This is a genomic window from Haloactinospora alba, assembly GCF_006717075.1.
In the GTDB taxonomy this organism is placed as follows: Bacteria; Actinomycetota; Actinomycetes; order Streptosporangiales; family Streptosporangiaceae; genus Haloactinospora; species Haloactinospora alba.
Window position 1 is genome coordinate 79,351 of the sequence record NZ_VFQC01000003.1, and the last position, 13,240, is coordinate 92,590.

Here is a 13,240-nt window from a genome sequence, read left to right on the forward strand (position 1 = left end):
CGTCCTGTTCGTGGTGCGCTGGTCGGTGGTCGCCCGGGGCGAGCCTGGCCGGGGCCGGGCGCTTCCCGGGAGGCGCGTGCGGTGCGGACGGCAGCCCCCGCGTGCCGCCCGCACCGTCCTGCCTTCCCTCAGCGGGTGGTGTAGCCACCGTTGGGGAACATCGTCTGCCCGGTGAACCACCACCCGTCGGTGGCCAGGAACTCGATGATCGGGGCGATGTCCTCGATCCGGGTGAGCTGGTTTCCCATGGCCTGGGATTTGTGGAACTCCACCCGCTCGGGCGTCTCCTGCGGGTAGAAGAACGGGGTGTCCATCGGGCCGGGCGCCACGGTGTTGACCGAGATGCCGCGGTCGGCGAACTCCTTGGCCGCCGCGCGGGTGAAGTGCTCCAACGGGGCCTTGCCCCCCGCGTAGGTGGAGTAGCCGTCGGTGAACGCGGCCAGCAGCGAGGTTCCCAGGCTGATGATCTTCCCGTTGTCGTTGAGCCGCCGTCCGGCCTCCTGGATGAAGAAGTACGCCGCCTTGGCGTTGACGCCGAACATGCGGTCGTACTCTTCCTCGGTGGTCTCCAGGATCGGCTTGCGCAGCACCATCCCGGTCGTGTTCACCGCGATGTCCGCGCCGCCGAACGTGTCCACCGCGGTGTCGAACAGCCGCCGCACGTCGGCCACCCGGGTCAGGTCGCCCTGCACCGCCACCGCGCGCGACCCGGCCTCCTGCACCGCCTTGACGGTCTTGTCCGCGTCGTCGGCCGAGGAGTCGCTGTGGTAGTGCACCACGACCTTCGCCCCGTCGTTGGCGAAGGTCGTGGCCAACAGCGCGCCCAGGTTCTTCGCGCCCCCGCCGAGCACCACGACCTTGTCCTGCAGCTTGCCAGCCATGCCGGCCCCCTCTTCTGTCACTCCGGTGCTGGTCAGTGGCCTTCGTGTGGCCACGGCACCGACGCTAGAGGCCCGGTGTGGTCGGGGGGAAACACGAATGTCGCGTGCTCCCACAAGCACGGCCGATACCCCCAGGGCACCGGTGGGACGGGTTCGCCGGGGGCAGCGGAATCGCTCGTCCGCGCGGCGGTGACGCGGGAGCCGTCAGCGGGCCGGCTGCCGGAACGCGGCCCCGGGGCGGTCGGTCACCCCTCCAGGGGAAGCTCCGTGGCGCTGACGACGATGCCGTCCTCGTCGCTGTACAGCCAGGAGCCGGGGGTGAAGACGGTGTTGCCGAAGGTGACGGGGACGTCCTGGGCGCCCGCCCCGGCCTTGGCGGACTTGCGGGGGTTCGACCCCAGCGCCTTGATCCCCAGGTCGATGCCGGCGAGCGTGGCGACGTCCCGGACGGCCCCGTGGATGACCACCCCGGCCCAGTCGTTCCCGGCCGCGGCCTCGGCGATCAGGTCCCCCATCAGGGCGCTGCGCAGCGAACCCGCGCCGTCGATCACCAGGACCCGGCCCTGCCCGGGCTGGTGCAGCAGCTCCTTCACCAGGCCGTTGTCCTCGTGGCACCGGACCGTGGCGACCGGTCCGTGGAAGGTGGTCCGCGCCCCGAACTGCCGGAACTGGGTCGCGCAGCTGGCGATCGCGTCCCCGTGCGCGTCGATCAGGTCCGCGGTGGCGACGTTGGTGGTCATGGCACTCCTCACGGTTGGCAACGGTGGCCCCAAGTTACTGGCCGGTCCGGTGGCGCGCGCGTCGGGGCGCCGTGGCGCGGGGGACGTCCATTCCACTTCCGCGTCCGTGGAAGGTGTCGCCAGGGCGATTTCATCCTCTGAGTTGGCTGTCGTATCTGCTGGTCATGCGATCCCAGGGGGATCGAGCGAGCGAGTGAAGCAGTCGTTGGGGTTCCCCCAACGCCGGGTAGTTAGGGGTTGCCGGAAAATAACTTGGCCATTTGGCTTCGTCCGTTAGTCGGTGTTGGCCGCGTGGTTGGTGATGTCGGCTGGGGCTCTCAGGCGGGTGTCGGTGGGGTGGGGGATGTGTTCGATGGCGTCCAGCAGTGGGCGGGTTCGGCGGATGATGCGGTGTGTGGGGGCACCCTGTCCGGAAAATAGGGGGCCCACAGCCCTCACATGTGCTGGGTAGTGCTTCACGGCCTGGTCAGGCTCGCCGGTCTGGCACAGGATGGTGCCCTCATCGCCGGGCTGCTTGCCGGGCTTTCTCTCCGAACGGGTGCGCAACGAGCGCGGGGTGGGCTCGGCCGGACCATCACTGGAGGGCGGCTTGGACGAGGTAGTGGAGTCCAGACTCAGCCACTGCTTCAACTCGGCGTTCTCCCGCTTGAGCTGCGTATTCTCGGCCTCCAGCTTCTCCGCGCGCGCGAGTAGCTGCTCAAGCGACGCGTCAGAAGAAGGGGAAGGCATGGCTCGATCATGCCGTTGACCGCTGTTGCGCAGGCGCTTTTTTTCGACATCAGCGACGACCTGCCCGTTATGTCTGAATTCCAGAAATAGCGTGAATAGCTACGTTTTTCCTGGATTCAGCTATCAGTGCAGGTGATGGGAGGTTGTGTTTCTTTCGCTATGATTGTTACCGTTTTCAGTAATTGTTTAATAACCAGCAATGCGAGGGGTTGTCGGGCTGAGAATATTTCGAATATAAGGTTTTTATGTTTTGAATAAATTCCTTTTCTTTGGTCGTGCTTTTGATAAATTACCTATTTACCTATTAAGGATTGTACATGAAGTCCTTTGTGAGACGAGCTACCGCAATAACCGGTATTGTTGTCGGGCTGTCATTCGGGAGCGCCGGTGCTGTCGTGGCCGCCACCGACCATGTCGGTGGCGGGGTATGGTCACACGGTTTTTCCGATGGTGACGTCTACTCGTCATATTACCACAATTCTGTCTGTCATGGGTCCACTGCTGTGGGAACTTACACGGACCGTGATGAGGCCAGTGCTGGGTACACATCATATGCCAGTGCCCCTGAAGCCTGGGCGAACAACCAGACTTACTGGAATAAAACCTGCTGATTCGAGGAGAATAGGTAGACTCGGTTAGACGGTTTCCCTAACTCGCTTTCTGGCAGCATGTGTTGTGGCCGGAACGTCCAGTATTGCTGCTACGGATTATGTCAATGGTAGTGAATGGAATCATGGAATATATGGGTCACGTATTCGATTCCGGTTTAATTGGACTACTGCCATGCGGTCGACTGTCACGGTTTCACCGCTGTGGGAACGACTGCCGTACGAGGTAAGACGGGGCTGGGAATTGGTTCGAGGTAGCTACGGTCTGCGTCGTGGGAAATAACCAGAGTTACTGGCGCAACACCTGTTGATCTTTTTCTATTCAGCGGGCTCGTCGACAGATTATCGTTGGCGAGCCTCCTATTCGTCTCCCAGGACCCTTTGGTGCCGAACCGCATTCTCATATTGGCCTACACGGCCTGTATCGCCTTCGCAACGCTCATCGCCTTCATGCTCGCGGCTACCGCTGAGCAGACCATGTATGTTCTCGAGGACTCGGAACTGGTGTGGATCACGCAAGACGAGGGGGGCCACGACAACGATGAGGTTGCGCGTAGCGTGCAGCAGGTTGCCGACGAGTACGATGCTGCGATTGGCTACACCATTCTGGACACCCACGAGCCATCCTCGCGGGCCCACATGTACCTTGCGGTCTCGGACTCCGACTCCCGGTACGCCAACTGGCTGGAGGAGGGTTATCCGTCCTTCAGCCGGAGCTTCAACGTGGAAACCCACCCCATCGGTGATTTTGGAGAGGTGGGACCCAAAGGCCACTATCTCGTGTTCGGTCCGCCGGAGGCCGAGTCGGCTCTGCGGGAAGCGTTAGCCGAACAGGGGCTACACGAGGCATCGGGAACACAGGTCACCCAGCTGCGGCACTTCTTCGCTGACGGGCGCCTGTTCAACCTCGTGGCCGTGGCGCTACTCACCAGTGCGGTCGCTGTCGGTGCAGGGGTCCTGTTAGCTTCGCGTGGCTACGCGGTCATGCGCCTGCAAGGCCACCCCTATGCGGAAATCTTGCGTCGTGACTTGGCCGGCGTTACCCGGATGTATGCCCTGGCCCTGCCGGTAGCGGCCGTCGCCGTTCTGGCCTTCCTCGGTCTGTACAACGGGTGGAGTCAGATCGGTTTCTACCTGACCTTGGTAGGGACGTTCCTGGGGATCCTCGCGATCCCGTGCCTGCTGGTGCACGCCGGCATGCTCGGCTTGGTCCACACTACAGCTATCCTTCCCGCGCTCAAGGGTCGCCTTCCTGTACGTAGCGCTACCGTGTCGATCTATCTGGTGCGGGTGCCGGTGTTGGTGCTGACCTTGGTGATCGCCACCGGTGTGGTCACCGCTGCCCAGAATGCGCGTGAACAGGCCGCTGGTCTGGAGATCTACGAGCAGTATGGGGACACCTCCCGTCCTGCCCTGAGCGCCAACTACGGTTGGTCGGACGCCGATGCGGTCGACCAGGAGCTGGGGCCGTGGCTGCGAAAGGTCGACAACGACGGAGACATGGTTCTAGTCATCGACGTCCCTCCGTTCGAACTGCTGTCCGCAAACCCTTCCAATGAGCGTGCACCCGGTCCGGACGCCCCGATTCTGGTCGTCAACGACACCTACCTAGACGAGCAGGAAGTGGTCTCCCCATCGGGGGAGCGCTACGGCGCTGGCGAAGATATCCGGGTCATCGTCCCGGAGTCGGCCTCGGCCCACAGCGACGAACTTGTTCAGGGCTTCACGGACAACTGGCTTGGCGTGAACGGCGAATCCGACCGCGAATTTGACGTGAACGTCCTGCCATCCGCTAATGACCAGACACTGTTCACCTACGGTTCGGGCGGCCACAACGGGCCGAGATCCCTGCCGCTCATGCGCGACCCGGTGATTATCGCCCTGCCCAACGGCGATGTGCTTTCCGACTCCGCCTACGTCAGTCACATGAGTAGCCGGGCGACCGTTTTTCCCACACCAGGGGTGGTCGAGGAGTTCCGTGCCGAGAATCCGAAAGTCTCCCGCTACATTTCCATAGTCGAGACGCTGACTACCAGCGCACTGAAGGAGCACGCCAACACGTTAGTCACCCTGCGGACCGAGTCATTCAATCTTGTGGGTGCTGGGGCCGTGCTTGTGCTGACCGCTGTGGCCGCGTGCATCATCCACGTGCGCACCCGGGCCCAGGCCATCTTCGCCCGCCACATCAGTGGATGGGGTTTTCTGTCCACACACCGCAGACTACTGACGATCGAGGTGGCTATCGCGGTGGCCTTCACCGGCTGGGCTACCTGGGACGCCCTCAACGCTCTGGCGGCCGCGAACGACCCGACGGCTCCGACGCCACCCAAGGCGATGAACGTCAGCGGCGCCGAACCGTTCTACGCCGGAGGGATAGCTCTGGTATCACTGCTCATCACTATCGGCGCACTCGTCCTGTTCCATCGTCGTATTGTCCGCGAAGGCGCTTCCCAGGTTTAAGGAGCCCACCCGTGATCCGTACTGCCCAACTGACCAAGTCCTTCGGTGAGCGCACCCTGTGGCAGGGCGTCGACTTGACGCTTCCCTCCGGGCGGATGCTCGCCCTGGTAGGTCCCTCGGGGTCGGGCAAGACCACTCTGCTCAACTGCCTCGGGCTGTTGGAGAAGCCGAGCAGTGGTGACATCCTGCACGGTGAGAAGAGTCTGACCCACCTGGGCGCAGGGGGACGGCGCCGCTTCCGTAAGGCCCACCTGGGGTACCTGTTCCAGAACTACGCCCTGATGGAGAACGCCACGGTCAGACAGAACCTGGATTTGGCTAGGCGCGACCGCGAGCGCCAAGCCCACGCCTTGGAACGGGTAGGTCTGGCCGGGCGCGGGGGCGAGAAAGTGCATCGCATGTCCGGTGGTGAGCAGCAGCGCATCGCGCTGGCCCGTCTTATGGTCAAGCAGCCCTCCCTGGTTCTGGCCGATGAGCCGACCGGGGCGCTGGATGAGGGCAACGGGCGTATGGTCATCGACACACTGCGCCAGATGGCGCACGAGGGGTGCACGGTGGTGGTCGCTACGCACAAGGAAGACGTGCGTGACGGCTGTGACGACGCGTTCGACGTGCACACCCAGTGCCTCTCTGTAGCAGTGTAAGGCGGCCACGCCTACTTGGTCCCAGACGGGACTGTGTGGATCCCGCCTCCGTCACCTTGGCCGTGGCGGGCACCACCCTCCGGAGTCCACATCGCGAGGATCCCGCTTACCGGACAGCCGGGCCACCCGGGTGACAGGGAAGTGGTGGTCGGGACACGCGTTGCCGGTGTGCTGCGCGCGAGTGACACACTGGGAGTGTGGGTACACATCAGACTTCCGTTGAGCTGTTCGACCGAGCCGGTTCCGTCATCCCGGGCGGGGTGAACTCCGCCGTACGCGCCTTCGGCGCGGTGGGCGGGACCCCGCCGTTCATCCGTTCGGCGCAGGGCCCCTACCTGACCGACGCCGACGGCAACACCTACGTCGACCTGGTCTGCTCCTGGGGACCGATGCTGCTGGGCCACGCCCACCCCGCGGTCACCGAGGCGCTGCACGCGGCCGTGTCGGGCGGTACCTCCTACGGCGCCCCCACCGAGGGTGAGGTGGAGCTCGCCGAGGAGATGACCGCGCGCACCCCCGCGGAGAAGGTGCGGCTGGTCAGCTCCGGCACCGAGGCCACCATGTCGGCCATCCGGGTCGCGCGCGCCGCCACCGGCCGCACCAAGGTCATCAAGTTCGCCGGCAACTACCACGGCCACGTGGACGGGCTGCTGGCCTCCGCCGGCTCCGGGGTGGCGACGTTCGGCCTCCCGGACTCGCCCGGCGTTCCCGCGGGTACGGCGGCGGACACGATCGTGCTGCCCTACAACGACATCGGGGCGGTCCAGCGCGCGTTCGCCGAGCACGGCGACGACATCGCCTGCGTGATCGCCGAGGCGTGTCCCGCGAACATGGGCGTCGTCCCGCCGCGGGACGGTTTCAACGCCCGCCTGAAGGAGACCGCGCACGCCAACGGGGCGCTCCTCGTGCTGGACGAGGTCCTGACCGGCTTCCGGGTCAGCGCGGGCGGTTGGTACGGCCTGGAGGGCCTCGCCCCCGACCTGGTGACGTTCGGCAAGGTCATGGGCGGCGGGCTGCCCTCCGCCGCGTTCGGCGGGCGTGCCGACCTCATGGACCTCGTGTCGCCGGCCGGCCCCGTCTACCACGGGGGGACCCTGTCCGGGAACCCGCTGGCGACCGCCGCCGGACTGGCGACCCTGCGCAACGCCACCCCCGAGGTCTACGCGCACATCGACCGGGTCGCCGAGCAGGTGGCGGACGCCGCGGAGCAGGAGCTGAGCGCCGCCGGTGTGCCGCACCGCGTGCAGCGCGGCGGGAACCTGTTCACGGTGTTCTTCACCGACGCCGACGTCGCCGACTTCGACGATGCCCGCGCGCAGGACACCAAGCGTTACGCCGCGTTCTTCCACGCGCTGCTGGAACAGGGTGTGTACCCGCCGGCGGCGGCGTTCGAGGCGTGGTTCTTCTCCGCGGCCCACGACGACGCCGCGGTCGACCGGGTCGTCTCGGCCCTGCCGAAGGCGGCCCGGGCCGCGGCCGAAGCCGGCGAGTAGGGCCGGGTCGCCGGACGCTGGCCGCCACGAGCGCCGCGCACCGCCCCGGCCCGACCCCGGGGCGGGCGGCGCCGGCGGCGTGGCGGTGACACTCCACACACGCGATGGGAAGGGGGCGGCTCGCCCGTTATGACCACGACCACTGTCGTCCATCTCCTCCGGCACGGTGAGGTGGACAACCCCGCCGGCGTGCTGTACGGGCGGCTGCCCGACTTCCACCTGAGCAAGCGCGGCACGCGCATGGCCGAGCTGGCCGCGTCGTGGTTCGACGGCCGGGACATCGCCGCCGTGTACTCCTCACCGCTGGAACGCGCCCAGGAGACCGCCGAGGCGCTGACCGGGAGGTTCGGGATGCAGGCGCGGACGGACGAACGCCTGCTCGAGGCGGCCAACTCCTTTCAGGGAAGAAACGTCAGCGCGCGAGCGTTCACCCAACCGCGGACCTGGGCCAAGCTGTACAACCCGTTCCGGCCCTCGTGGGGCGAGCCCTACACGGACATCGTCGCCCGCATGACCGGGGCGATCACCGAGGCCCGGCAGCAGGCGCGGGGGAGGGAAGCCGTGTGCGTCAGCCACCAGCTGCCGATCTGGGTGGTGCGCCGCGCGGCGGAGAACAAGCGGCTGTGGCACCACCGCCGCCAGTGCAACCTCGCCAGCGTGACCTCGCTGCGGTTCGAGGGGGACGCTGTGGTCAGCGTGAGCTACAGCGAACCCGCCGCCGAGCTCTACGGCTCCGGTTCGGCCGTCGCGGGGGCGTGAACACGCGCCGGGCCGCGGTCGGTGCGGCACCCGTGCGCCGGGGGTAACCTGGCCGGCGGGTGGCGCCCGTCACGACGGCGGGCGACCGGTCCGCTTCTGGCGCGTCCCCCGCGCCGCGTACCAGCATCCGCGAGAGGTGGTCCCGTGGGAGCCACGGTAGAGATGCGCCGTGTGCGCATGGCGAAGAAGAGACACCGCAGACTCGTGGCGAGGACACGCACGCAGCTTCGCGACACCGGCTGACCCCGCCGGTCCGACCGCGAGTTGCGAACGTGCGTGTCCCCCGTCAACGAAACGAGGCGTGTCCCCATGGGCAGTGTTCTTATCGTCACCGGCGTCTCCCAGTACCTGGGGGCGCGGGCCGCCGCCGAGCTCCAGGCCGAACCGGGCGTCAGCCGGGTGATCGGTGTGGACTGGGAACGACCCGAGCACTCGCTCGGCGGTGCCGGCTTCGCCTTCGCCGAGCTGCACGGCGACAGTGTGGGACGGCTGATCCGCGACTCCGGCGCGGACACGGTCGTCCACCTGGGGCTGGCCGCCCCGGACGCCCCGACCGGCACGGCCGGGGCGTCGGACAGCGCCACCGGCACGATGCAGGTGCTCGCCGCCTGCCAGAGCTCCGAGAGCGTGCGCCGGCTGGTGGTTGGATCCGACGCCACCGCCGCTGACGGTCCGCACCCGCGGGACCCGGAGGGAACGGCGGCCGCGGGGGAGCGGCCGTACTCCGCGGGCGCGGACGGCGCGGCCGGGGTGGAGCGCTACACGCGGGGGCTGACCCGCCGCCGCCCGGACATCTCGGTGGCCGTGCTGCGGTTCGCCAACGTCGTCGGCCCGTCGGTGGAGTCACCGCTGCGGCACTACCTCGACCGCAGGATCGTCCCGACCGTGCGGGACTTCGACCCCTACATGCGGTTCATCCACGAGGACGACGGGGTGGAGGCCGTGCGCAGGACGGCGCTCGGCGACCGCGCCGGTGTGTTCGACATCGCCGCGGCCGGGGCGATGTCCCTGTCCCAGTGCCTGCGCAGGGCGGGGCGTTCCGGCGTCGCCGTTCCCGAGCGGGGGTTGCGCGTGTTGGGCGGGCTGTCGCGGCGGGCGAGGGCCGCGTACTCGCCGGAGCGTCTCCGCTCACTGTGCTGCGAGCACACCGTGGACGCCACCAAGGCGGAGCGGGCCCTGGGGTGGACGCCCACCTACACCTCCCAGGAGGCCTTCGACGCGTTCCTCGCCCAACGCGGCGCCTCCGGGGCGCTGCCCGTGCCCGCACCGGGGGCGGCCGGGGTCGCGTGGAGCCCGGCCGGCGGGAACTGAGTCACATGCCGGCGGGCGGGCGCCCGTTCGCGTCGGAGCCGCCGGCGCGGTTCCGCAGCGCTCCCACCGCCAGGGCGCCGGCGAGCGCGCCCGCGGCGGGGATCGCCGCCCGTAGTTTCCCGCGGTGCGCGCGGAACTCGTGGACGGGCCAGCCGCGCGCCCGGGCGTGGGAGCGCAGTTCCTCGTCCGGGTTGACGGCGTGGGGGAAGCCCACCTGGTTCAGCATCGGAAGGTCGTGCGCCGAGTCGCTGTAGGCCGCGCAGGTGCGCAGGTCGAGCCCTTCGTGTGCTGCCAGTGCCCGCACCCGCCGCGCTTTGACGGGACCGTGCAGCAGGTCGTCGGCGAGCCGCCCGGTGTAGACCCCGTCGACGGTCTCGGCGACGGTCCCCAGCGCTCCGGTGAATCCCAGACGCCGCGCGACGGTGGTCGCGAACTCCACGGGCGCGGCCGTCACGAGCCAGACGCGCTGTCCCGCCGCGAGGTGGCCGTGCGCCAGCCGAAGCGCCCCCTCCCAGATGCGGTCGGAGACCGTCTCGTCGTAGATCTCCTCGCACAGGGCGGTGAACTCGCGCGTGTCGTGCCCGGAGAGGAAGGCGAGGAGGGTGTCGCGGGCCGCGTGCAGGTGGCGGAGCCGTTCCCTGCCGCTGATCCGGAACATCGCCTGGCCGAGGGCGCACCGGAGCATGTCGCCCCTGCCGAACAGGTCGCGGTTGGCCAGCCCGCGCGCGAAGTAGTAGAGCGAGGCGCCCCGTACCATGGTGTTGTCCATGTCGAAGAAGGCCGCGCTGCGTTCCGCGGCCGGGGCGCGGCCGGCGGCTGGCCGCTCGGGGGTACTGCCGGTCGAATACGTTCGGTTACTCCCTGCGTGACGGGTGCGGGCCGTCGGCGCCCGGTCGCCGCGGTTCCGACGGCGCGGTGGGTACCGGCCATGTTCTCCGGGAACCGCCCTTTCCGCCCGACGAACACGGCCGTGATCCATGTGAGCTAGCTCACATGTGTGTGGGGCGCTCTCCCGCCAACGCTGCGAGTCCGGGGGAGGTCAGCGCGCCCGTCCCGGTGCCCTGTTCCTGTTCGGTCCTGGCAGTGCAGCATCATTGTCGGGATGGGCGAGGTAGTACTGGCATTCGTGTGCGCGCTGGTGGGGTGGAGCGCTACAGCTGCGCTGGTTGCACGCTGTTACCAGAGCCCGTGCGTGCACATGGTCGTGTGGACGGTGTCGGCGGCGAGTGCCGCCCTGGCCCTGAGCGTCGCCTTCTTCGGCGTGATGTTGGACTTCTCGCCGTTGACCTTCCGCGTCTTCCAGATCGGGGTGGGTCTACTGGGGCCGCTGATGCTGGGGTGGGGAGCCGTCGAGTACGCTCTCGCCTCCCCGCGGATCCGGTTCGGCACCCGACTGGTCGTGACGACGCTGACGGTGGTTCCGCTGGTGATCCTGGCCACCGACCGGTTGCGGGGCCAGTACGGTGACAGCTACCCGGCGATGTCACAGCACTACGACCTCATCCCGGCCACCGCGCTCGGCCTGGTGCACACCTTCGTGGTGGCGGCGTTCCTGGGGTGCGGCGCCACCGTGGCGCTGCGGGCGCGGGAGCGGCCGAGGTTCGCCCGCCACCAGGGAACGGTGCTGGGGCTTGCGGGAACGGCGGCGGTCGTGGAGGTCCTGGTCAGCCGGGTCCAGCTTGGGATCCTTGACCAGCTGCTGCTGCTGGCCGCCGCGGCGTGCCTGTGGACGGCCGTGACGCTGGCGCTGAGACCGCCCCGGGAACGACGGACCCGCCGGCGGGGCGGCCGGCGCGCGCCGGCCGACGACGCCGAGACGGCCGGTGGCGACCCGGACGAGACCGCCGAAGCCTACGACGAGCAGGAGGGCGCCGTGTGGGGTAAACGCCGCAGGAGAAGCGCCGAGGAGGACCGCGAACCGCAGGAGGACCACGACGGGCCTCCGCCTCCCGCCGGCGGGAACGCGCGGATGCGCGGGATCATCACGATCTACACGCTCGCCGAGGGCCGCGGCGACACGTTCGACGACTACGCCGACGAGCTCGTCGAGGAGGTCGCCCGGCGGGAGGCGGACACATTGCTGTTCACCTGCCACACCGTGGGAAACGCGCCCTCGCAGCGCATCACCTACGCCATCTACCGGGACGAGCTGGCGGTGGAGGAGCACGAGCAGCAGCCGCACGTCGTGGAGTTCGCCCGCCAGACCTCGGGGTGTGTCGTGGCCACGAACGTGATCGAACTATCCTTGGCCGGCGGTTCGGCCACCGAGAACCTGCCCGGGCTCCTCATGCCCCGCTGAGTGGTGGCTCGCGTCTCCGGCGCCCTCGAGAGCCGAGGTGACCGTCACACGGTGGTTATCCGCGTGGTGGTCGTCGTAGAGTACGCTGCTTTCGGGTTCCCGAGCTTGGTCGGTCCGCTGTGCCGCCTCGGGCCGGAGAACCAGTCCTGGCGGTCGTCGCAACTTAACGGGAGCGTGCTGGAAACCCGATGCGTAAGTTCCTCGTCCTCCTGGTCTTCGTACTGATCGTTGTCGTGGTCGCGGACCGTGCGCTGCACTACGCCGCGCAGAACGAGATCGCCAAACGCGTCAGTCAGCAGTACGAGATGTCCACCGAACCCGAGGTCACGATCGCGGGTATCCCGTTCCTGACCCAGGCCGTCGGTGGGGAGTACTCCGAGATCAACATCGTGACCGGGGCGCTCACCGTCGAGCAGGTGCAGATGGAGCGGGTGGACATCACCGCCAACGACGTGGAGGCCCCGCTGGGGACCCTGATGAGCGAACCGGAGGCGGTCGCCGGCACCGCCGAGGCGACGGCCCTGCTGCCCTACAGTGAGGTGCAGAAGCGGTTGCCGGAGGGCATCGTCATCGAGAACGAGGACGGGCAGCCCCGGATCAGCGGGGACCTCGCGGTGTCCGGCTACAGCATCCCGGTCTCGGCCGACCTCGAGATCTCCGTCGAGGAGGACACGCTGCGCGTCACCCCCTCGGACGTCGAGGTGGGCGAGGCGCCGATCGACATCGGCTCCAGCGCCGAGGAGCGGCTGTCCGCCGCGCTCCCGGTCCCGCCGCTTCCGTTCGGCCTCACGGTCACCGGGATCGACACCCGGCCCAACGGGGTCGAGGTGGAGGCCGAGGGCTCGGACGTCCAGCTCGTCGGTGGCGACCGGCGACAGTAGCCGCCCCGCGCCCCACGTCCTACGGTGGACGTGCGCGTACCCCGATCCGAGCGCGAAGGACGATGACGGACATGGCGGACACGACGGTTCTGACATCGACGGATATCGGAGCCGACCTCGGGGAACGGGCCACTCTGGTGCAGTTCTCCTCGGCCTTCTGCCAACCCTGCCGTGCCACCCGCCGGATACTGGCCGAGGTCGGTGCCATGGTCGAGGGGGTCGCCCACGTCGAGGTCGACGCGGAGTCCCACCTGGGGCTGATGCGCAAGCTCGACATCCGACGCACCCCCACGGTGCTGGTGCTGGACGCCGGCGGCGGTGTGGCGCGCCGCGCGAGCGGCCAACCCCGCAAGGCCGACGTCATCGCGGCACTGGGGGAAGCGATCCCGGTGTGAGACGGCCCACCCGTGACATCCGGGCCGCCACGTCGTACTA

The 13,240-nt window shown here is 68.2% G+C and carries 12 protein-coding genes and 1 pseudogene; 9 read left to right on the forward strand and 4 right to left on the reverse strand.

Features of this window, described 5'->3' with window-relative positions; genetic code table 11:
* Positions 1 to 128: 128 nt before the first annotated feature.
* The 3 genes from FHX37_RS20860 to FHX37_RS20870 all read right to left on the reverse strand — a co-directional run bounded on the left by FHX37_RS20860 (position 129) and on the right by FHX37_RS20870 (position 2,350).
* Positions 129 to 935 (reverse strand): SDR family oxidoreductase, encoded by an 807-nt coding sequence (locus tag FHX37_RS20860; RefSeq protein ID WP_246062481.1) that lies wholly within the window; start codon positions 933 to 935, stop codon positions 129 to 131.
* Between the two features lie 191 nt (positions 936 to 1,126).
* On the reverse strand, positions 1,127 to 1,621 hold the full coding sequence (gene rraA, locus FHX37_RS20865) for a ribonuclease E activity regulator RraA (RefSeq protein WP_141925994.1): 495 nt from the start codon (positions 1,619 to 1,621) through the stop codon (positions 1,127 to 1,129).
* A gap of 273 nt (positions 1,622 to 1,894) precedes the next feature.
* Positions 1,895 to 2,350: a DUF6444 domain-containing protein gene (locus tag FHX37_RS20870; protein WP_141925995.1), complete on the reverse strand. Its 456-nt coding sequence runs from the start codon at positions 2,348 to 2,350 to the stop codon at positions 1,895 to 1,897.
* A 317-nt stretch (positions 2,351 to 2,667) separates the two neighbouring features.
* On the opposite strand from FHX37_RS20870, the gene FHX37_RS20875 reads away from it, so the two are divergent.
* From FHX37_RS20875 to FHX37_RS20900, 6 genes are all read left to right on the forward strand, one after another.
* Complete coding sequence (locus tag FHX37_RS20875) at positions 2,668 to 2,961, forward strand: lactococcin 972 family bacteriocin (protein WP_141925996.1); 294 nt, start codon at positions 2,668 to 2,670, stop codon at positions 2,959 to 2,961.
* Between the two features lie 381 nt (positions 2,962 to 3,342).
* Entirely contained in the window at positions 3,343 to 5,418 is a 2,076-nt protein-coding gene (locus tag FHX37_RS20880; protein WP_141925997.1) for a bacteriocin-associated integral membrane family protein, read from the forward strand.
* A gap of 11 nt (positions 5,419 to 5,429) precedes the next feature.
* A complete protein-coding gene (locus FHX37_RS20885; RefSeq protein ID WP_141925998.1) occupies positions 5,430 to 6,062 on the forward strand; it encodes an ABC transporter ATP-binding protein in 633 nt (210 codons plus the stop codon).
* 197 nt (positions 6,063 to 6,259) lie between these two features.
* Positions 6,260 to 7,555, forward strand: a complete 1,296-nt coding sequence (hemL, locus tag FHX37_RS20890) for a glutamate-1-semialdehyde 2,1-aminomutase (RefSeq protein ID WP_141925999.1) — start codon at positions 6,260 to 6,262, stop codon at positions 7,553 to 7,555.
* 129 nt (positions 7,556 to 7,684) lie between these two features.
* Complete coding sequence (locus FHX37_RS20895) at positions 7,685 to 8,314, forward strand: histidine phosphatase family protein (RefSeq protein WP_141926000.1); 630 nt, start codon at positions 7,685 to 7,687, stop codon at positions 8,312 to 8,314.
* Between the two features lie 309 nt (positions 8,315 to 8,623).
* Positions 8,624 to 9,625 (forward strand): NAD-dependent epimerase/dehydratase family protein, encoded by a 1,002-nt coding sequence (locus FHX37_RS20900; protein WP_141926001.1) that lies wholly within the window; start codon positions 8,624 to 8,626, stop codon positions 9,623 to 9,625.
* Between the two features lies 1 nt (position 9,626).
* On the opposite strand, the pseudogene FHX37_RS20905 reads toward FHX37_RS20900, so the two are convergent.
* Positions 9,627 to 10,415, reverse strand: a pseudogene (locus FHX37_RS20905) (HAD family hydrolase); the annotation flags it as partial.
* Positions 10,416 to 10,727: 312 nt separating this feature from the next.
* Between FHX37_RS20905 and FHX37_RS20910 the strand changes: the two are divergent.
* The 3 genes from FHX37_RS20910 to FHX37_RS20920 all read left to right on the forward strand — a co-directional run bounded on the left by FHX37_RS20910 (position 10,728) and on the right by FHX37_RS20920 (position 13,200).
* Positions 10,728 to 11,924, forward strand: coding sequence for a putative quinol monooxygenase (locus tag FHX37_RS20910; protein WP_141926003.1), 1,197 nt, complete (start codon positions 10,728 to 10,730; stop codon positions 11,922 to 11,924).
* A 188-nt stretch (positions 11,925 to 12,112) separates the two neighbouring features.
* The gene (locus FHX37_RS20915) at positions 12,113 to 12,805 is read left to right on the forward strand and encodes an LmeA family phospholipid-binding protein (RefSeq protein WP_141926004.1); all 693 of its coding nucleotides are present in this window, start codon (positions 12,113 to 12,115) and stop codon (positions 12,803 to 12,805) included.
* Positions 12,806 to 12,876: 71 nt separating this feature from the next.
* Positions 12,877 to 13,200: a TlpA family protein disulfide reductase gene (locus FHX37_RS20920; RefSeq protein WP_246062483.1), complete on the forward strand. Its 324-nt coding sequence runs from the start codon at positions 12,877 to 12,879 to the stop codon at positions 13,198 to 13,200.
* Positions 13,201 to 13,240 lie beyond the last annotated feature (40 nt).

Excerpts from the sequence above, each read along its gene's own strand:
- FHX37_RS20915 (WP_141926004.1), top strand. The coding sequence starts at position 12,113 with ATGCGTAAGTTCCTCGTCCTCCTGGTCTTCGTACTGATCGTTGTCGTG.
- FHX37_RS20875 (WP_141925996.1), top strand. The coding sequence starts at position 2,668 with ATGAAGTCCTTTGTGAGACGAGCTACCGCAATAACCGGTATTGTTGTC.
- FHX37_RS20920 (WP_246062483.1), top strand. The coding sequence starts at position 12,877 with ATGGCGGACACGACGGTTCTGACATCGACGGATATCGGAGCCGACCTC.
- FHX37_RS20895 (WP_141926000.1), top strand. The coding sequence starts at position 7,685 with ATGACCACGACCACTGTCGTCCATCTCCTCCGGCACGGTGAGGTGGAC.
- FHX37_RS20910 (WP_141926003.1), top strand. The coding sequence starts at position 10,728 with ATGGGCGAGGTAGTACTGGCATTCGTGTGCGCGCTGGTGGGGTGGAGC.
- FHX37_RS20900 (WP_141926001.1), top strand. The coding sequence starts at position 8,624 with ATGGGCAGTGTTCTTATCGTCACCGGCGTCTCCCAGTACCTGGGGGCG.
- rraA (WP_141925994.1), bottom strand. The coding sequence starts at position 1,621 with ATGACCACCAACGTCGCCACCGCGGACCTGATCGACGCGCACGGGGAC.
- FHX37_RS20870 (WP_141925995.1), bottom strand. The coding sequence starts at position 2,350 with ATGCCTTCCCCTTCTTCTGACGCGTCGCTTGAGCAGCTACTCGCGCGC.